The 19,796-nt window shown below is 39.2% G+C and carries 16 protein-coding genes and 2 pseudogenes; 1 reads left to right on the forward strand and 17 read right to left on the reverse strand.

Annotation, left to right across the window (positions count from 1 at the left end):
• Positions 1–105 precede the first annotated feature (105 nt).
• A complete protein-coding gene (locus ACFRAK_RS24210; RefSeq protein ID WP_387598625.1) occupies positions 106–1,437 on the reverse strand; it encodes a (Fe-S)-binding protein in 1,332 nt (443 codons plus the stop codon).
• Entirely contained in the window at positions 1,434–2,840 is a 1,407-nt protein-coding gene (locus ACFRAK_RS24215; protein ID WP_387598628.1) for an FAD-binding oxidoreductase, read from the reverse strand. The genes ACFRAK_RS24210 and ACFRAK_RS24215 overlap by 4 nt, the downstream gene beginning before the upstream one ends.
• Before the next feature lie 112 nt (positions 2,841–2,952).
• Between ACFRAK_RS24215 and ACFRAK_RS24220 the strand changes: the two genes are divergently transcribed.
• A complete protein-coding gene (locus ACFRAK_RS24220) occupies positions 2,953–3,594 on the forward strand; it encodes a hypothetical protein (RefSeq protein ID WP_192204832.1) in 642 nt (213 codons plus the stop codon).
• A 62-nt stretch (positions 3,595–3,656) separates the two neighbouring features.
• On the opposite strand, the gene ACFRAK_RS24225 is transcribed toward ACFRAK_RS24220, so the two are convergent.
• The 15 genes and pseudogenes from ACFRAK_RS24225 to ACFRAK_RS24295 all read right to left on the reverse strand — a co-directional run.
• A complete protein-coding gene (locus ACFRAK_RS24225) occupies positions 3,657–4,463 on the reverse strand; it encodes an ABC transporter permease (RefSeq protein WP_387599325.1) in 807 nt (268 codons plus the stop codon).
• Positions 4,463–5,407 carry an ABC transporter permease gene (locus ACFRAK_RS24230; RefSeq protein ID WP_387598632.1) on the reverse strand — a complete coding sequence of 315 codons (945 nt, stop codon included), beginning with the start codon at positions 5,405–5,407 and terminating at the stop codon, positions 4,463–4,465. The genes ACFRAK_RS24225 and ACFRAK_RS24230 overlap by 1 nt, the downstream gene beginning before the upstream one ends.
• The gene (locus ACFRAK_RS24235; protein ID WP_387599327.1) at positions 5,371–6,504 is read right to left on the reverse strand and encodes an ABC transporter ATP-binding protein; all 1,134 of its coding nucleotides are present in this window, start codon (positions 6,502–6,504) and stop codon (positions 5,371–5,373) included. The genes ACFRAK_RS24230 and ACFRAK_RS24235 overlap by 37 nt, the downstream gene beginning before the upstream one ends.
• 45 nt (positions 6,505–6,549) lie before the next feature.
• On the reverse strand, positions 6,550–7,650 hold the full coding sequence (locus ACFRAK_RS24240; RefSeq protein ID WP_387598635.1) for an ABC transporter substrate-binding protein: 1,101 nt from the start codon (positions 7,648–7,650) through the stop codon (positions 6,550–6,552).
• 19 nt (positions 7,651–7,669) lie between these two features.
• Complete coding sequence (locus tag ACFRAK_RS24245; RefSeq protein WP_394572670.1) at positions 7,670–8,611, reverse strand: TAXI family TRAP transporter solute-binding subunit; 942 nt, start codon at positions 8,609–8,611, stop codon at positions 7,670–7,672.
• Between the two features lie 228 nt (positions 8,612–8,839).
• Positions 8,840–10,216 (reverse strand): sigma-54-dependent transcriptional regulator, encoded by a 1,377-nt coding sequence (locus tag ACFRAK_RS24250; protein WP_387598641.1) that lies wholly within the window; start codon positions 10,214–10,216, stop codon positions 8,840–8,842.
• A 24-nt stretch (positions 10,217–10,240) separates the two neighbouring features.
• On the reverse strand, positions 10,241–12,181 hold the full coding sequence (locus tag ACFRAK_RS24255) for a transporter substrate-binding domain-containing protein (RefSeq protein WP_387599330.1): 1,941 nt from the start codon (positions 12,179–12,181) through the stop codon (positions 10,241–10,243).
• 635 nt (positions 12,182–12,816) lie between these two features.
• On the reverse strand, positions 12,817–13,410 hold the full coding sequence (locus ACFRAK_RS24260; RefSeq protein ID WP_387598644.1) for a YdeI/OmpD-associated family protein: 594 nt from the start codon (positions 13,408–13,410) through the stop codon (positions 12,817–12,819).
• Between the two features lie 82 nt (positions 13,411–13,492).
• The gene (locus ACFRAK_RS24265; RefSeq protein ID WP_387599332.1) at positions 13,493–13,885 is read right to left on the reverse strand and encodes an SRPBCC family protein; all 393 of its coding nucleotides are present in this window, start codon (positions 13,883–13,885) and stop codon (positions 13,493–13,495) included.
• A gap of 93 nt (positions 13,886–13,978) precedes the next feature.
• Positions 13,979–14,218, reverse strand: a pseudogene (locus ACFRAK_RS24270) (ArsR/SmtB family transcription factor); the annotation flags it as partial.
• A 916-nt stretch (positions 14,219–15,134) separates the two neighbouring features.
• Positions 15,135–15,596 (reverse strand): hypothetical protein, encoded by a 462-nt coding sequence (locus ACFRAK_RS24275; protein WP_387598647.1) that lies wholly within the window; start codon positions 15,594–15,596, stop codon positions 15,135–15,137.
• A 317-nt stretch (positions 15,597–15,913) separates the two neighbouring features.
• Complete coding sequence (locus tag ACFRAK_RS24280; protein ID WP_260284863.1) at positions 15,914–16,234, reverse strand: hypothetical protein; 321 nt, start codon at positions 16,232–16,234, stop codon at positions 15,914–15,916.
• A gap of 331 nt (positions 16,235–16,565) precedes the next feature.
• Positions 16,566–16,991, reverse strand: coding sequence for an OsmC family protein (locus tag ACFRAK_RS24285; RefSeq protein WP_387598651.1), 426 nt, complete (start codon positions 16,989–16,991; stop codon positions 16,566–16,568).
• 588 nt (positions 16,992–17,579) lie between these two features.
• Positions 17,580–19,199 carry a family 14 glycosylhydrolase gene (locus ACFRAK_RS24290; protein WP_387598654.1) on the reverse strand — a complete coding sequence of 540 codons (1,620 nt, stop codon included), beginning with the start codon at positions 19,197–19,199 and terminating at the stop codon, positions 17,580–17,582.
• 223 nt (positions 19,200–19,422) lie between these two features.
• A pseudogene (locus tag ACFRAK_RS24295) lies at positions 19,423–19,536 on the reverse strand (MFS transporter); the annotation flags it as partial.
• Positions 19,537–19,796 lie beyond the last annotated feature (260 nt).

A 19,796-nucleotide genomic window follows, 5' to 3' on the forward strand; every position in this document is an offset into this window, starting at 1 on the left:
ATTAATTAATTAATTAATTAATTGAAAAATAAAAACGCCAGCATTTTCCCATAAGTGCGAAAATGCTGACGAGTATTGTCTTATGAAGTTTTAATATCCTCTTTATCAATCCAAGCCGCAGGCCTTGGCAAGTATTTCAACAAGGTGCATACTTTTGATTTGGTTTGCTGCCCCCTCCCTTTGAATGCCAATGCTCATTTGCATTTGGCAGCCAGGGTTAACGGTCACTACTGTAGTGGCTTTTGTATCTTTTAGGTTCTTCATTTTATCATCTAGAATTTTCATTGATTCATCGAAGTGAAGAAGATTGTAAATGCCTCCAGATGCACAGCAACGGTCAAACCCTTCCATTTCCACATAGGAAACTCCAGGTATGGATTGCAATAGTAAACGAGGTTCCTTTTGGACCTTTTGAACATTGCGTAAATGACATGAATCTTGATAGGAAACGATGCCTTGCCATTCTTCAGTAAAGGGGAGTGGCCCCAATTGATAAAGAATTTGACTGATGTCTTTTGATTTTTCCGAGAAAGCCCTTGCCGCCCCAGCCCATTCGTGATCATCTGCCAATAAATGTCCATATTCAAGAAGCGAAGCGCCGCAGCCTCCTGCGTTATTTACAATTACATCAGCATCTGATTGCATGAAAGCTTGGATATTCCTCTTTGCCAATGCTTTCGCTTGGTTTGTTTGACCTTGATGGGAATGCAGTGCCCCGCAGCAATTCTGATTTTCAGGGAGAATGACCTCACAACCTGCTAAGGTGAGCAGCTCAATGGTGAGACGATTTATTCGTGACATCATAGAATCCATGATACACCCAGCAAAAAATGCCACTTTTAATTTCGTTTCCCCTTTTGCCGGCATTATCGTACCTGTCCGAATTCGTTTGGAGGACGACTCGATGGCTGGAAGTGCTTGTTCTAATTGTGCAAGGGCTGGGGAAACCTTTTGCAGTACATTCGATGAACGGATAAGCTTGGATAACCCTGTTTTTTGATAGAACTTTACTGCACTGCCAATCCTGTTCATCCGATTTGGAAATGGAAAAAGATGAACCAAAGCAAGTTTTTTGATCTTGTTCATTTTGATTTTTTTGTTGGCTGACGGGGAGTTTTCAATGGCTTCTTTTGCCGCTTCCAGTATATGTCCGTATGGCACACCGACAGGACATGCCGTTTCACAAGCACGGCAGCCTAAACATAGATCAATCGGTTCAGCTAAATCTTTTTGGAAATCTATTTTCCCTTCGGCTGCCATTTTCACTAGATTGATTCGACCGCGTGGAGAGGCGGATTCCACTCCCATTGATTCATATGTAGGACAAGCTGGTAAACAGTAACCGCATTTTACGCATTGGTTTGTCCAATCATAGGCATCTGAATATAAATTATGGGCTACTGCATTTGTCTCGTTCGGTTTGACGGAAGGACTCATGTAACCAACACGACCCTCGTCTGGCCTTTATCAGGAAAAATCTTTCCTGGATTCAGGATATTATTGGGATCCCATGCTTCTTTAATTTTTTTCATCATATTCACCCCTGTTATTCCTAATTCCATTTCCATATAAGGTGACTTTAAAGTACCGATACCATGTTCCCCGGAAAGTGTCCCACCTAGTTCGATTGCAGCTTCAAAAATTTCACTGACTGCAAGTTCCACTTTTTTCATTTCCGTAATATTTCGTTTATCGGTAATGATGTTCGGATGTAAATTGCCATCCCCTGCATGGCCGAATACAACCAAGTTCAACCCGTATTTCTCCCGGATATTGTTTAATCTCTCCATCATCGCGGGTATTTGACTGCGTGGAACGGTCGCGTCTTCAGAAATTTTTGTAGGACCCATTTGTGTAATGGCCGGGGAAACAGATTTACGCGCACTCCAAATAGTTTGGCGTTCTTCCTCTGTCTCCGCTATCTTGACGTAGGAAGCACCCTCCGCCTTGCAAATATCGGCGCATTTATTGATTTCTTCCTCGATCGCCAATGGGTGACCATCTATTTCGATGATCAGAATGGCTTCTGCCTGTAGAGGCAATCCTGAAGGCCGATAGCTTTCGACAGCACGGATACACGCGTTATCCATCAGTTCCAGGGCAGATGGTAGAATCCCTGACGATAAAATGCTGCTAATGGCATGGCCAGAGTCTATCAAATGATTGAAGTGGGCGACAAATGTTTGTTTAGATTGAGGTTTTGGTATTAAGCGGATGGTTGCCTCAGTAACGATGCCAAGGGTACCTTCCGATCCTACGATCAATCGGGTCAAATCATACCCTGTTACATTTTTTACGGTCTTTCCGCCCGTACGAATGATCTCTCCCGTAGGGGTGACCACCTCCAGGCCTATCACATATTCTTTTGTCGTTCCGTATTTCAATCCCTTTGGGCCACTGGAATTTTCTAATAGATTCCCGCCTATAGTGGCAACGTTGGAACTGCTTGGATCTGGGGGATAGAACAAGCCGGCTTCTTCAGCCTTTTTATGGATATTTGCCGTAATCACACCTGGAGAAACAATGGCAAGCATATTTTCCCGATCAATGATCAATTTATCCCGTAAAAGGGTCATATCAAGAACCATTCCTCCTTTAACAGGTAATGGGCCTCCACTTAACGAAGTTCCAGATCCCCTTGGGTAAACAGGTATTCTGTGAGTATTGGCCAATTTAATCACTTCACTGATTTCCTCCGCATTTTTTGGCTGTATAACGATTTCAGGTAAATATTCCCCGAAAGAAGCGTCATAGCTATAACAATACCTTTCTGCCAAATCAAGGAACATTCTGTCATTTGGAATTACCTGCCTAAGGTCGTCCAGGGCCTCTTTCTCCATGCTTCTCACTTCCTTTCATAATAGTAAATTGGAAAAGAACCATCTGCATGTTATATAATGGAATTTTATGATTCTGCTAGATATAATGATGAAAGAAAAAGGAGGTTTTTTTGTGAAAATCGCACTGATTCACGCAACCACAACTGCACTACAACCAATTGAAGTGGCCTTTCAGACTGTTGCTCCAAACATTGAACTCCTTCATTTCATGGACACAGGTCTTCTCGCCTTGATGGAAAAGAGCGGCAAGTTGACTCCGGAAATCATCCGCCGCTTTTCTGCATTAGTGAATATAGCCCATGATTCTGATGTTTCATGCATTCAACTTACATGCTCTGCTTTTAATGACATCACTTCAATCTTGCAACCTCTATACCCTGTTAAGTTATTTCGTTCAGATGAGGCCATGCTTGATGAAGCACTTCGCTATGCTAGCATCGGCCTGGTTTCAACCGTAAAAGAAACGCCGATCGCCCTTCAAAATTACTTATTAAATAAGAATCCTGACTGTATGATCGAATCATTGGTGGATCCCGGGATCATCCATTTATTATCACAAGGAAAAAGAAAGGAACATGACGATCGGGTTAAAAAGATGGTGGAGCAATTGGACGGAAAGACAGAAGTGATTTTGCTTTCACAATATAGTATGGAACATATCGCAAAGCAGGTTAATCCCTCTGTCCCTGTCCTAACGGCTCCACTATTAGCCGCCAAAAGGTGTTTGGCTCATTTGAATGGAACGTTTGGATGAGTTTTCTTCGTAAAATCAGAACTTAGCCACCATGATCGGTTGTCATATCATTCATCTCGTTTTTACCCGTTAGTATGATGGGAACCACCAAAAACTTTCCCGACACCTTGAATTTTTTCAAGTATGACGATCAGAAGGACTGATATGAAAATAACCACGCTTGATACGGATGCAACAATTGGATTGTAGGCATCCTGCATTTGCGAGAATATTTCGATCGGCAGCGTTCTCATTTCCGGTGATACCATAAAGAGAGAGACCGTTACATTATCAAAAGATGTCAAAAATGCGAATAATCCGCCTGAGATGGCCGCGGATCCAATTAGCGGCAGTGTCACTTTCATGAATACTGTTAGTGGATTCGCTCCAAGTATGGCCGCGGCCCTTTCGAGATTATAATCAAATCCACTTAAACCGGTTAATACGAGCCGCATAACATAGGGTATGCAAATGACGATATGGGCAATTAAAAATCCTGTAGACGTACCGGCAAGCATCATTGGTGTAAAGTACATTAAAAGTGCAATCCCCAATACTAATTGCGGCACACTTAGTGGAGAAGTTAAAAGGGCCGTAATATTTGATTTTCCAGGTATATCATACTTCGCGATGCCAAGGGCACCCAAAGTTCCGAATATGACGGAGAAAAGGGCTGCCAATGCTGCGAACTTCGCACTGTTCAAAAAGGCTTCCAAAAATTCAGGACGCTCCAATATCTTGGCATACCATTGCAGTGAGAAGCCTTCAGCCGGAAAGCTTGGATAATTGGCACTAGTAAAAGAAGCGGGAATAACGACAATAAGCGGTATCAAGATATAGATAATTGCCAACACGGCTACAGCAATCCGAAGGCCTCCAAACGTTTTCATCATCGGAATACCTCCTTGAATTTCCCTTTTTCAAACACCCTGGTAAAGACAGCCACTGATATGACAGTGGTTGCTAATAGAATATAAGAAAGAGCAGAACCGAATGTCCAATGCAGCAAGTTGTTTATTTGATCATAGATGACAACAGGCATCACGGGCACATTGGCTCCCCCCATTAGGGCAGGTGTAACATATGCACTCATTGATAAACTGAATACGAGAATGCAGCCAGATACGATACCAGGGATACTTAACGGTAATGTAATTGAAAAGAACCTTCTGAATGGACTTGCCCCAAGTATTGCTCCTGCCTTATCCAGAGAAGGATCAATATTATATAAACTGGCAACGATGGACAAGATCATGAAAGGAAGATATGCATTGGATAGTCCGATCACAACTCCGATTTCCGAAAACAATAGTTTCATTGGTGCATCTATTATGCCAAGGGCCATCAAGGTTTGATTAATCGTTCCATTAGGCAATAGCAGTAGGTACCAGCCAAAATTACGGACAACTATACTTACCAAGAGCGGTGACACGATCAAGAGAGTGATATACCCTCTAATCCGCGCTGAACTTTTGGCCATCGTCAAAGCTACCGGATATCCAAGAAATAAAGCAACCAAGACCGAATATAAACTGATTTTCACTGTCAGCCATAAAGAAGATAAATAATAGCTATCGGTAAATAATTGTGTATAGTTTTTCAGGCTATAAACTGCATCCGCTCCTCCAAGATTATCTGTTGATATGAAGCTTAAATATAAAATATATAACATCGGTATGACAAAGAAACCAAATATGAAAAGCAGAATCGGCGTTAAAAGGAGTAATCCAGGCACCCAGACTTTCCTTTTCTTGATTTTAGGTTCCTTTTGCGGTTCGATTGGATTCGTTTCCTGTTCTATTTCTTGACTAGCATAACTTCTGATGGGCTCCATCCAATTAGCACCTCACTTCCATTTTGCCATGATGAATCGAAAGCGGAAGTCAATACTTGAATACTTTTCCCATGTAATAGAACATTGATTTCCCAAGAGGTACCAAGATAGTTAATCTGGCTTATCTTAGCATGTTGGAAATCCAATGGAGAGGCAGATTTTTCTGCAAGAGAAACTATTTGCAGTTTTTCTGGTCTAATATAAAGCTTCACTTCATCACCAGTTTTTAAATCACTATCATTTCCCATGATGTTGTTTGCATCGACATGAGTGATATCAGGCCCTATCTTGACTGAAACTTTCCGTTTATCCACAGCAGACACAATGCCTTCAAAACAATTCGATTTCCCGATGAATTGAAACACGAATTCAGTCTTGGGATGATTGTAAATCTCAGTCGGAGTACTGATTTGTTCAATTTTCCCTGCATTCATGACCACGACTCGATCAGACATGGAAAGAGCTTCTTCTTGATCATGGGTCACAAAAATGGTCGTTACGCCAATTTCCTTTTGTAAGCGCTTTATCTCGGCCCTGAGTTCATGACGCAACTTTGCATCAAGGTTTGAAAGCGGTTCGTCAAGCAAAAGGAGCTCCGGTTCAACTACAAGAGCTCTGGAAATCGCAACACGCTGACGCTGACCTCCTGATAATTCCCTTGGATAACGATTCTCCAATCCTGACATTTTTACTAATTCAAGAGCTTTACTTATCTTCTTTTTTTGCTCAGCTTTACTAACTTTGCGCAGTTTCAGGCCAAAACTGAGATTTTCATAGACTGTCATATGAGGAAAAAGCGAATATGTTTGAAAAACCATCCCTAAATCTCGCTTATAAGGCGGAACCTTCGTCACATTATTGCCTTTAATATGGACCTCTCCCCGATCTGCATCGAGGAACCCAGCTATTAGGTTCAAGGTAGTGGACTTTCCACACCCTGAAGGCCCAAGAAGAGTAAGTAACTCTCCTTGTTTCACCTCCAGATCAATGCCATTCAGGACAACATTCGCTCCAAATTGTTTAAACGCGCCTTTTATCTCAACATCATTTTTGTTTGACCCAAACCCCTGGACTGCCTCCAGGGGTTGCCTATTCATTTCCACATCTTTTTTTAATACTTCCATGTGATAACACGCTCCTTTTTATTTGAGTTTTTTCCCTAATTCAGGAGTAACCTCTTTCGCCCATCTGTCCGACACCTCGGCGCGGATTTCGGCAAACTTGGCGAAGTCAGGTTTGAATGTTTTATCACTTGCTTTAAGGCCGATTGCCTCTTCATATTTCTTTGGAATTTTCATTCCTTCTACCGTCGGATAAAATCCTTTTTCGGAAATTAATGCTTGCGCTTCTTCACTGATTACATAGTTGATGAATTCAAGGGCTTCTTTGCTATTTGGCGTATTTTTCACGAGACCAGCACTAAAAGCTTGAAGCGGTACACCTTCTTTAGGTACGGCCATCTTAATGGGAATACCTGAAACAGCTAGTTCACCTATGGAGTAACTTCCCATGACGGTTACGTCAGCCGCTCCTTGTTGGACAGCTGGCATCATTTGCGTTGAGTTTTTATAAAAGGTATTGGAATAAGCTGCAAGATCTTTTGCTTTTTCAAGACCTGGTTCCATATCTTCCGTACTGCCGCCATTTGAAATTGCCAGACCATTAAGGGTATTGAAACCCCAGTCATTCGTAATATCTGAAAATGCCGTTTTACCCTCGTAATCAGGTGATACAAGATCATTCCAAGATTCAATTGGTTTTAACCCATTCTTTTTAAAGGTTTCTGTATTATAGGCTGGTGCAATGACTAAACCGAATGCTGGCGCGGCAGCATTTTCAACCGGAATGAAACGTGGATCCACCGATTTCATATTGGGAACATTGGACTCATCAATTGGTACGATCAGTTCCTTCTCCTTAGCGCGAATTACATCAACCGGTACAAAAAGGGCAACATCTATTTGCGGAGCGTTCTTCTGTAATTCCACTTTGGATAGAATTTCACCTGATAAACCGGAAATATAATTAACAGTGATTCCCGTTTCTTCTTTGAACTTCGGCGCGATCACATCTCTGATGGCACTTTCAATGACACCGCCATTACCGGCAATCGTTATTTTTTTCTCTCCTTTTTCACCCGCACCCGTTTGGACGGATTCCCCCGGTTTTTGCGGAGTGGGATTACCACATCCCGCAAGAGCGATCAATACTATTATTGATAAAAGACTCAGCAGTTTTTTCATAGTCATTACCTCCCGTTTTTCATTGATCTCCAATAATTCCTTGTTCGTTAAAATAATTCATGGCCCCTGGATGAAAATCAAGTGGCACTTGTTTAGTTGCTTCATTTATTGAAATATCAGAAGCAGCTGGATGTGTATGCTGCAGTTCAGGCAGATGTTCATATAATGTTTTCACGAGACTGTATGCATGAGCATCAGACATTTCCTTGTAGGTCACCAGGACATTTTTAATTGAAATCGTTTGGACATTTTTTTTCATTCCCCCGTATGTATCTCTGGGAATTTCATCATGGGTATAAACTCCATATTGTTTTTGAAGACCTTCAATGATGTCTTCCGGAATTGGAATAAAAGATAGTTCGGTCTGCTTGGATATGAAAGCGATTTCATTATTCGGAATCCCCGAAGAAAAGAAAGCCACATCAATGGTACCATTACGTAATGCTTCTGCAGATTGAGAAAAAGAAAGATAGGATAAATTCAATTGATCAGTCGGTAAATTAGATTCTAACAGTATCCGCTCTGCAATAAGCCTTGTACCGCTGCCCGCCGTTCCCACACTAATGCGTTTCCCAACTAAATCTTCTAAGGAATCAATACCATTTTGTTTAGTAGTAACAATTTGTACATAATTGGAATATAGAGCCGTTAAAGCTCTTAACTTGGATCTATCGGTTTCAGGCAAATCCAGTACATCCACTGTGGTAAAACCAATTTCTGCGCGATGGCTGCTAACCAATTCAGTATTTTCGATGGAAGCATGGGTTACCTGGGTACCTGACACGGTTCCATTATATTTTTCATACATATTTGATAATCTTTGTCCTAACAAAAAATAAACACCTGTCATATCTCCAGTTCCAATGATTATCATCCTATTATTTAAATCCTGTCCTTCAGAAGTTAGTTGACTCTGAATCAAGGTAGTAGCAGGTTTAGATATTTCCTGCTGCTCATTCATAAAAGAACATCCTGTCATGAAACAAAATAACAAAGCGACTTTTATAAAGAGTGCTCCATTCTTCATCATGGTCCTCCTTTCTTAATGTATTTAGATGCAAATACCATGCCAAGTCGATTTTCTGCTTTAAAACGCAAATCCTGCCGATTTATTGAATGATATACACGTATAAATCGGCAATTTTTGCCGGTTATCCAGAAAAAAATGCCGATTAACACGATAAGCCTTTTATTCTCCTTTTGAAATGAGCTTGATTTTATCACGAAGGCTTCTTTCGGAAATTTTTAGGATTTGAGCTGTTTTTTGCCGATGGTTTTTACAGTATTGAAGTGTGGCCGTTATGACTTTTTCTTCTATCTCTTTCATGGATATTCCGATAGGGATTTTGAAACTATTAAAATCTTCGTCATTGCCCCCCTGCTGAAGAATGAACTTCTGTTCTTGAACATATTGCGGCAAGTCGGTATCCTCCATTTTTTTCGAGTTGGATAGGGCGACAGCATATTCTATGATGTTACCAAGTTCACGGACATTGCCAGGGTAATGGTAATCCAGTAAAATCCGACGTGCGGCTGCCGAGAACGTCTTATCCTCACGATTCATATCCTTAGCGTGCTTTTTTATAAAATAATCCATAAGAATCGGTAAATCTTCTTTTCTATCTCTTAAAGGCGGCATCGAGATGGGTATGACATTAAGCCTGAAATACAAATCCTCCCTAAATTCCCCTTCCATCACCATTTGTTCCAAGTTTTTATTAGCTGCACTTATAATACGGACATCCAATGAGATTTTTGCATTGGACCCAAGAGGAGTCACTTCCCTTTCCTGCAATACTCGTAATAATTTGGCCTGAAGAGGAAGGGGCATTTCACTAATCTCATCGAGAAAAAGGATGCCCCCATTAGCAGCAACGAATTTCCCTTCCTTCCTTTGTGTTGCACCGGAAAATGCTCCCTTCTCATAACCGAACAACTCCGATTCCAGCAGCATCTCAGGAATTGCTGCACAATTGACAATCTGCATTGGATTGTTTTTCCTTCTTCCTAGCGTATGGATGTTCCTGGCTACAAGCTCTTTTCCAGTACCACTTTCACCCGTGATAAGAACACTGGAATCAATATCTTTCACTCTTTCGATCATTGAGAAAATACGCTGCATCGCCTTGCTGTTACCAAGAAAGTTACCAAATCCCTTTTGAATCCCTAATTCTTCATGTAATGTCTCCAATTGATTGGACATCTGTTTGAATTCGGCTGCCCTCATCAAGAGCAAAGAAAGTTCTTCAATATTAATTGGCTTTTCAATATAGTAGTAGGCCCCCTTTTTTATGGCCTCGATGGAAGTTTCAATGGATGAATAGGCAGTCATCATGATGACTGTTACGTTAGGTGCTATTTGTTTGATTTTCTGCAGGACATCAAGTCCACTTTTATTTCCTATTCTCAAATCTAGTAATACAATATCAAAAGGTTGATTGTCGATCCTCCGGAGCCCCTCATCCGGGTCAGTGGTTGTCACGACCTGATAGGAATCTTCCAACGCAAAGCTAAGAGCAGTGCAAATAGCAGGTTCATCATCAATTACCAATACACGCATTTTCATATAACTCCCCCTCTTTCCATGCTTTTATTCGATATATAAAGGTAGTGAAATGGTGAATTTCGTACCTGTATTAGGAAAACTTTTTACATGGATATCTCCGTTATTTTCTTTAATTAACCTATACGATAACGTTAGTCCCAAACCAACACCCTTTTCTTTATTTGTAAAAAACGGCTCGAAAATATGGTCCAGTTCCTCCTGTTTCATCCCTTTTCCCGTATCGGATATGATAATCCGCCCAGTCTTTTCGTTCTCTTTATCAATGGAGATGCTAATGTTCTTTTCCTTTGTTTCTTCAACGGCATGAATCGAATTCAACACCAAGTTAAGAAGTACTTGTTGAATTTGTTGTAAATCTATATAAAAAATAAGGTCCTCCTCAATTATTTGCTCGAAAATTATTTGGTTTTTTTCCATAGTCACTTTATGAAAAGCAAGTAAGGATATAAGTTCATGAGCGTGGCAATTTGTAATATTAGGCGGACGCGGACGTGCATATTCAATTAAATCGGTAACAATCGCATTCAAACGGTTAACTTCAGTAGGCAAGTGCTCCATTAGAACTTGTCGGAATTGAGGATTATCATATTTACTCGGAAGTAAATCAATGAATGTTTTAATCGATGTCAAAGGATTCCTTATTTCATGTGCGACACCTGCAACTAGTTGACCAAGGGCGTGCAGCTTTTCTTGTGTGACCAATTTTTTCTCCAATGTTTTCTTTTCCGTCTCATCATTCATGGAAAGTAAGTATCCGGTTTGTATATCTTCAGAGTTGAACATCTTATGCATCGAATATGAAATCACCTTCTGGTCATTTTCCTCATCAAATACCAAGATCCGAAAAGAACCCGTAAGATTATTCCCATTTTGTTCTTGATGTAAAGCTCCGAAATTCCTCATTAATTGAGAATGATTCATAAAATTCAGAATCATTTCCTTGGAAATGTCAAGAATGTCTGATGCCTTTGCATTACAGCTGGTAATCTTGAAATCGAGATCGAATGTAATGATCCCATTATTGATATTGTTTAAGACTTGATCTTTGAACGCTTCAGCATTAGCAATGTTTTGCCGTTGTTTCTCTAAATCCTTATTTAATAAATGTAATTTTAACGTCTGGTTATGAACGGATTTTTTTAGCTTTTGATTCCATATGTAAATGATTAGAAGGATAAAGGCCACGGCAGTTAGGGTTATGATCAACCAGAATATGAATTGCTCCAGCCTGGCAATTTTTTGATTGGATTGTGGCATGACCCATTTATCGATTATCCCATTGATATTCCGGTTAGCTTTAAGTTCCGTGAGTGTATTATCCATCATGAAAAGAAGCGATTGATTCCCTTTTTTCACTGCAATCGTATAATCCGCTGGTTCAATGACTTCATCGAGAATGATGTAATTCTTTTCTTGGCGGAACTTTTTCAAATAGAAATCTGCAGTCCATTTGTTCCCGATGAATACATCTGCACGGTTGTTCATTAATGTTAAAATACCCGAGTATTGATTCGAAACGGTCGTTAAATTTGTATTCCTCATATTTAGAAATGTACTGATAACTGGTGTGTTTTGGTCAAGGACAACATGTGAATCACGTAGATCCGTTAACGTATGAATATCCTGTTTCCTTTTACTGGGAATGATTATGGATTGGGACATTGTAAAATAGGATTGAGTGAAATCAAGTTGATTATCTTTATCGGTATTATAGGTACTTCCAACAATTGCATCAATTGTTCCGTTGTTTAAGGCTTTTTCCGCTTCTTCCATCCTCATCGGAATATATTTGAAATCTACGCCATTATATTTTGCTATTTCCTCCATTAAATCAATATTGATGCCTGTCAGCTCACCAGCTTCATTTTCAAATGAAAATGGAGGAAGAGCACTTTCCCCAGCGATTATAAAGTTTTTTTGTTCAGCAAAAATCGTGGGAGACCAAAGCGTTTGAACAAAGACCATCAAGCAAAATATACTTATTAGAAACAGCTGCTTTTTAATTAAGAGCCCTCCTTCTGTGTCAAAAATCTTTGCAGTCAGTATTTCTCGGCTAAAAACGCCCTGATAATATACTTCTCCAATCAGGTCTTGAACCCTTTAAATTCTTAGTATAATCTGACACAATCTAACAATAACCTACAAAAAGTTTGTGATTTCATTTAAAGGAATAAATAGAAACCCAGCAACCTTTGCTGGGTTTTAGGTGCAATTGTCATCCATTTTCCTAAATCGAAATTCCGGAATAAAAAGCCAAATTTCTCTGTATTGGATTTTTTGTTACTCCATTAAACCTTCCTATAATATAGTGAAAATTTATTAGTATAAGATGGTTTTGATGAAGAGCATCGCTTAAACCTTATTCAAGATAGGTCCCCGTTAGTTCAAGAAAAGCGTACCTTTCAAAAACAGCCAAAGGGTACACTCTAGGTTGAATGCGTAAGCCTATTACACGTTAGTTTTCTATACTCTACGGATCACTTTATGGTGTCCATTTTTGGATTATTGATTGAGTGGTTCCTGCGATCCAAAAAAGAGTTTGATGAACGCAAAGTGAGGTAAGGTCTTAAACTTGATTATTATATTTTTTCAATGAAATACTAATCTTTTAAGCCCTTTCCATTGAGAATTTTCTGCATGCATTTTTCAACTCTTGATTCTCGAGTTTTGGATTGTTTGGGTTGAGAAAAATGAAGAATGTATGCTCTTTGCCGTCCCGGGGTCAATGCTTCAAAAGCATTTTTCAAAGCAGGGATTTCATCGAATTTATTTTGAAGTTCTTCTGGAACTATGAATTCTGCATTATTTTTAAAATTCACTTCCAAACCCGCTTTTTCAACTTCAATGGCTTCATGGATATAGGCTTTCAGAATGGTTTCCGTTGCAACTATTTCTTGAACATTGGTGAACCGAATCTGGCGCGCCCCCTGTACATTCTCCGTTTGTTGGATTAGAATCCCATGGGTATCCTGTAACAAGGCACCTTTGTGAAATAGAAGCGCACAATATTCTTTAAATCCATGAATTAAAACTATGTTTTTTTTCTCAAACGTGTAACAGGGATGCATCCATTTAAATTCTTCGGTCAGGTCACAGTCCAGAACGATATTTCTCAACGTCTCATATTCTCCCTGCCAATTTTTGGCTTTACTCAAAAATTCATCAACCTTAGGATTCCTTTTACTATTTGTCATCATGGAACACTCCTCTTTCCGAGCAGTTTGCTTTTTCCTATACGTTAGCTAAATACCAATAAACAGGTTCAAAAGTTTGGTCTTACATTTCCCCTAACACTTTTTTAAGATCTTCGCCCATTTTCGCCCAACCATATTTCGCACCATTGAACGCTTGATCTTCTTTTTCGAATCCTGCTTGATCAAGATGTAAGTATGTTGTTCCGTCCTCGTGCTTTAATGTCCATGTGACTGTAGTGTTTATCCCACCACCTACCCAAGTGTAAGATAGCTTATAAGGCTCCTCCACTTCAAGAACTTCGGAATCTATAATTAAATTCCACTGTTCATTCCGAAACTGAAATTTATGACCAACGACAGGTTTAATATCATTAGCCATTACCCATTTTGCAAGAGTATTTGCATCTGTTAAGGCGAGCCATACCTTCTCGATCGGGCTCTTAAAATTAAAATCTTGGGATACTGTTAAAGACATTTTTTGTTCCTCCTGTAATATTTGGTTTAAAAGCAACATTCTTTCACTCCAGAATCTCTTGTAAAACGATACCCAATCCTCAATTTCTTTCAACGGGGCAGCATTCAGCCGATAACGCGTTTCCCTGCCGACCTTTCTGCTGATTACGAGACCAGCCTCCTTAAGGATTGCCAAATGCTTTGAAACCGCAGTACGCCCCATTTCAAAATGAACAGTCATTCCATTGAGCGGCAATTCTTCCACGTCCGCCAACAAACGTAGCAATTTACGTCTTGTTGGGTCAGCGATGGCTACATAAATATCACGATCTTGATTTTTCTCGTTCAAAATCACCCCCCCCTTAATAGGACACCAATTGGTGTCTTTTAGTATATGACACTAATTGGTGTCATGTCAATTTTATTATTGACATGACCTTATTTGTTTTATTCTCCTATCATCAAGTTATAGGTTCCTTTTTTAATTACTTGTTCAATAGATTTAGCTTCAAACTTATTAAATCCTTTCACAACTAAGCTGCTCCCCATTAGTTAAAGAACATTTCTTCATAAAATAATATTTTTACATAAATGACCAATATCGTTAGCTACCATTTTTAAAATTGAAAATCCTCGTTTTTCGGCAAAAGTTCAAAATTCAGAATGGCAGCTTATTAACCGGCCTCAATATCAGGGGCTCTTAATCAATAGCGAAGGCGGTTTGTTATTCCTGAATTCACTAGAGATTGGGTAAGATTGCTAGGTATCATTCGAGCATGGAAGTACATTACTTGAGAGTTGAACGGAGAAATTTTGGTACTGAAAATGAGGCATTTTTTGATGGTAGGTAATCCAGAGGTATAGGTGATACTGAAAAGTTATTGGTGGACCAATTTTTAACTCTGTTTTCATATGTGGCTGAGCAAGAACGTAAAAAAATGGGCAAACGATAGGCTGAAGGAATTGAAGTGCAAAGAATAACGGCGTGATATTCGGTTCGACGTAAGCATGAATGAATAACGACTTCATTCAGGTATATGAAACCGGAGTGTCGCAAATTTCTACAACCCAATAAGTTTTACAGGAAAAAACATTAAGGACTTCCTAGGCTTGTTTCAATATCATGCTTCAGAATGGGACCATTTTATCTAATTTTTTAACAAAGTTGATTGGAACGGGTGTACGAAACTCCCGCGGGGAAAGCGAGTCCAAAGGAGACCCCGCAGGTGCAAATCGCTTCAATCATTTTTACAAACCCTCAATATTGTAAATTATTTTTCTATTTCAAGGCTTTTTAACATTTGCCTTAACGCTCCAAGATGATAAGCCGAGTGGGCAATAGTCGCATTTACATTTGTCAGCCATTTTCCTAAATCGATTGTGTCGATTTCTTCGAGAAGTGTTACATATTCTTTATGTAATCCCTCCCTGATTTCCGCCCATTTCACCTCATCAACATGATGAATGGTCCAGCTTGCGCCCCAATCTTTTTCAAAGTTTGCACCACTGATCATTGTTCGGATCACCCATAAATAATACCGCATGTGGTCAGAATGAGCAGCAATGGTTGATCCATTTATGGAACACGAAGCATCTTCTGCGGTTAAACCATCAATTGTACCAAAAACCCCGGTATTCGGTTTCGATTCAGTATAATAGCTCCCTCCATTTCCCGGTCCTTCAAACGTTTCTTTCAAAAGCATTTTTAATGAACTTGCCAACGTCTCGCTCAACTCAATTCCCCCCAAGTGTTTTAATTGACTTCATTACTATATATTACACTAAGACAATTCAATATTCGTTTAAATTTTGTTAATATTAATCCAAGAATATGACGAGTTTATAGTATTACTCGTTCAACTGGCAAAAGGTATGAATTTCATTTTACTTTCGGGTACAATCTTATATAGTATTGACGCTGTTCTTGACGTGATGAAAAAATAATAACACCTTAAAAAGACCGTTCCTTTAATAAACAGGAACGGTCTTGATTTATTTATCTGAAAATATGATTCAACTCTAAAAAGTATACAATGCTAAGTCTATAGTTTTAGTAGCTTTTCAAACGCTCCTCCAGGGAAACAATTCTAAACTTTAACTCCTGATTAGAGTCCAAGCACCCTATTACAATTTGGTTATCTTCCGTAATGGTGACATATCTGAAGGTTTCTTCTCCGTGGATCTTTATTTTTGTCTCCAATGTCGTTTCCATTTTTGCAAAAACTTGATCTGTGTATGTAAGCGGAAGAAGATCATCCAATCCTTCTTCAGGGCTGTTGAGCCACTTAAACATGAAATCTTTCAATGAGTATTGTTCAATCATCGATAAATGATCTTTAAAAATTAATTTGTCAATGGTTATCTCTTTCAACTTATCCACTCCTCAATTGTATCTAAAGTTTATATCGATAAACTCCTAACATCAAGGGCATTCCAATGACAAACCATTACATTTTGATTACTTGCTGACTAAATAAACCCTTTCCTTCCGAAAAATGGAGTAATGTTACCTGGAAAATAACTTTTGGGATGATTTTTTCTTAAGAATACGCCTAGGATTAACATGTAGAGGGATCATTTTCTGAGGCTTGAACGTTTTGGTATAGATGATTTGCCATGAACAAGTATGTCCATTCCAGACGAATACAGCCTCCATTTGCTTATGAAATGAAGGCTGTACTTATAAATGAAAAATGTATAAATTATAATTCTTTTTTTCCTTTAACGCCATTTATCGAATAGCTGATTTTAATGTTGGCATTTAATGAATGATATACTGAACAGTACGTATTTTTGGATAATTGAATCGCACGGACCACTTTATCTTCAGGCAGATCACCCTCCAATAAATAGTGGATATGAAAATCGGTAAATCGCTTAGGATGATTTTCTGATCGTGCCCCTTCTATTTCTATTTGAAAGGACTTTGTTTCAAATCGCATTTTTTTTAAAATCATTACAATATCAATGCCTGTGCACCCGGCAAGAGAATGCAAAAGTAACTCAGTGGGTCTTGCTCCGCTATTTTTTCCTCCTACATCTTCGGATGCATCCATCTTTATTTCATGTCCCGACGGAGTTGTGCCAGAAAAGGCCATTTCTCCTGTCCATGTAATCATTGTCTTCATTTATTTCAATTCCTCCCTTTCTTGTTGTTTGGGTCAAAAATTGTCCGCTTGTTTTATTTAATGTAAGTACAGATCATTTAAGACTTAAAATAATATTCCCTCAAATATTGCGGTCAGTGCTAATGATCCTAACTTGTGATGACTTTCCATTCCTTATATTCTTCCCACAAGTCCTACTTAGTTAGTCATTCTGTAGAATTCAGGCACTTGCTTTCCGAGTGCGGTCTTTCGCCTGTGGAGGCTTCCTAGGAGTAAACGATATCGCCGCAGGAGTTTCGATCAACTTTATATTAAAAATTCAGATAGGAACCAATTTGTTGACTAATGAAGGTTCGGAAAGCTTTCACAACCATGTTCTAATTACTAATTTAAATGGATGAAACCTAGAATAGATTGAAGAAGTTGCGACACTCCTGCCGAAAAACTGGCTAGCCAAGACGCCACAGACGCTTTGCGGCAGGGAGCCCTAGCTGACAGCCGGCGGAAAGGGAGCGGATTTCTGAAATCAACTGCAATGTTTTTTTGAGGGTTTAAAATATTTAGATAGAAACCGTTAGGCTTGCAAAATGAAAGACACCATTTCCTCATCTACCATGAAGTTTTATAGTTTCCTCCTCCATTCAAAGGAGTTTTATACCTATTATTTTCCCCATCTTGCCAAGTAATATTGCCATTTTCATCTTTCAGGACGAACTTGAATTCATAAAACCGATCTGCGGCTAAACGAAATGTTCCTCTCCAGCTGTCTTCAGTGCTTTGAGTGAGCTTATATTCGTAATCTTCAGGATTCCACCTGCCGATTTCGCCTCTATCCCCAATTAAGTAAACTCCATGTGTGGTAGGTACATTTTCAACCGTGAATGTAACTGGAATCGACATGCCTTTCAATTTATCAGCCATCATCCTGAACTCATTTGTTGGTTTTCCTTCATCGTCGAATAAATAGGACATCCTTAGCAAGGTAAATCCATCAAAATCATGGTTAAAAACCATTTCTGCTATATTGTCAAAGCCCCCTTCATTGTTGATAAGCGGAAGTGCGTTTTCCCCATTTAAAGAAATTCCTTTTTCATTGGCCAATGAGGCGATTTGGGTAACCAACGTTTTAGGTGCGCTATAGGATGGTGCAGTATGAGCGTCTTGATCTCCCATTTCCAAACAGGTGAACGTGAGGGCCATATTCGATTTTTTAAACTGATTCAATAATTGGGAGTAGTTATAGTACCCTGCACTATACTCTGCTGAATGCGGCAATACTGGATCATTCATTTTCCAATGTACTCCTGAGATTTTAGCTCCAATTGGCACGCCAAAGACTTCATCAAAATGTTTATGGGCGAATTTAGAGATTTTTGCAAGATGCTTTTCGAGTGCTCCTTGATACCACTGCATAAAGTCGTATCCAAATTGTGTATCGATTGCTCCGCCCCTGGTGAAAAATTCATCCCCGTTTCCTGGCGGCTGTATCTCATTCCAGTTTTTATACGTTTTGCCCCACGCAGCATTTAATTTTTTTATCTTTGAATATTTTTCCCTCATGGTAAGCCTGAAGTCCCGTTTCGCACCTTCTGTATAAACTTGAAGCTGTCCCCTTTCAGGATAATCCCAGCCATCAGCATTTTGATAGGAGGGATATCGTAGTTCCCCAGCTGGTCCTGCACTTAAATATATTTTAGCTATTAAACCCTTCTTATCAGCAAAGTTCTCTGCAAAGGATTTATACAATTCGTTGTACTGATCGGCTGTACCTTCCCACCAAGGAGCAAGTACCTCCTTATTCCAAAAACCACTTTCACTCTTGAATGCCATGTTTTCTAGAGTGTCTTTATTCCAGAGCCAACTCGGGATGGAATAGTTACAATCATCCCCCACATTACCGCCGCATTGATGTGTAGACAAAATGGGCACCCATTTTAAACCGGAAGCTTTCACAGTTTCCGCATATTTTTTATAATAGGACCAATCAAACTGATTATCTTTTTTACTCTCGACTAATCCCCACCAAATATCTGTCGTTATTGCATAAACTCCATTTTCCTTCAACTGAGTTAGCTGTGCCTCAAATGCCTCCCAATCTGTTATTTCGCCCAATGGAGCCATTACATAAAGCTTGTAATCTGGTTTTACTTCAGCTGATCCAGGTGAAGTACTTGATAAAGGAACAAAATACAGCATAAAGGTAAAAACGCCAACAGATAATTTGTTCATAAAAATGCCAACCCTTCCCCAATAACTTTTTTCATTTGTGCACCATTGAAATCGTTTATATTCACTTCGTTTAATAGAGGTATTCCTTTACTGAAAATTATATTTGTTTTGGAAATATTTATCAATTATTCCGTCAGTGGAATTTAGTTTAACGCTCCGGAAAGAAAAAATGGATAGTCTAAGAGACTATCCAGAGCAGCGGGCCATCTATATTTTTATAAAACTGCAAATGCGGGGGATACCAGCGACTAGCCATAGGAAGCGCTGCAGCAAAACTTGCACCAGCCACTCCGAGCAAAATCCCAATTAAATAGAGCTCGGCTAGACTTCCTCCGAATTCGTTAATGGTCAAAATTTAATAATTTCATTCCCTTTTTCTTATATAAATTGAATGATATTGTGGTTTACTTAGGTGATGTAATGTTTAACTTTTCAGTTATGGAAGGGCATATGCCAAAGCCAATAAGTTTTTTTAAATATTTTCCATACAAAAAAAGAGAAACCTAATGCTTTAGCTTCTCTTCCAGATTATAGATAAACCCAACTATGATTGAGTGTGTTTACAGTTTAATTTGTCCGTTAATTTTCGCTTTCTGC

Source organism: Peribacillus sp. NPDC056705 (assembly GCF_043656335.1).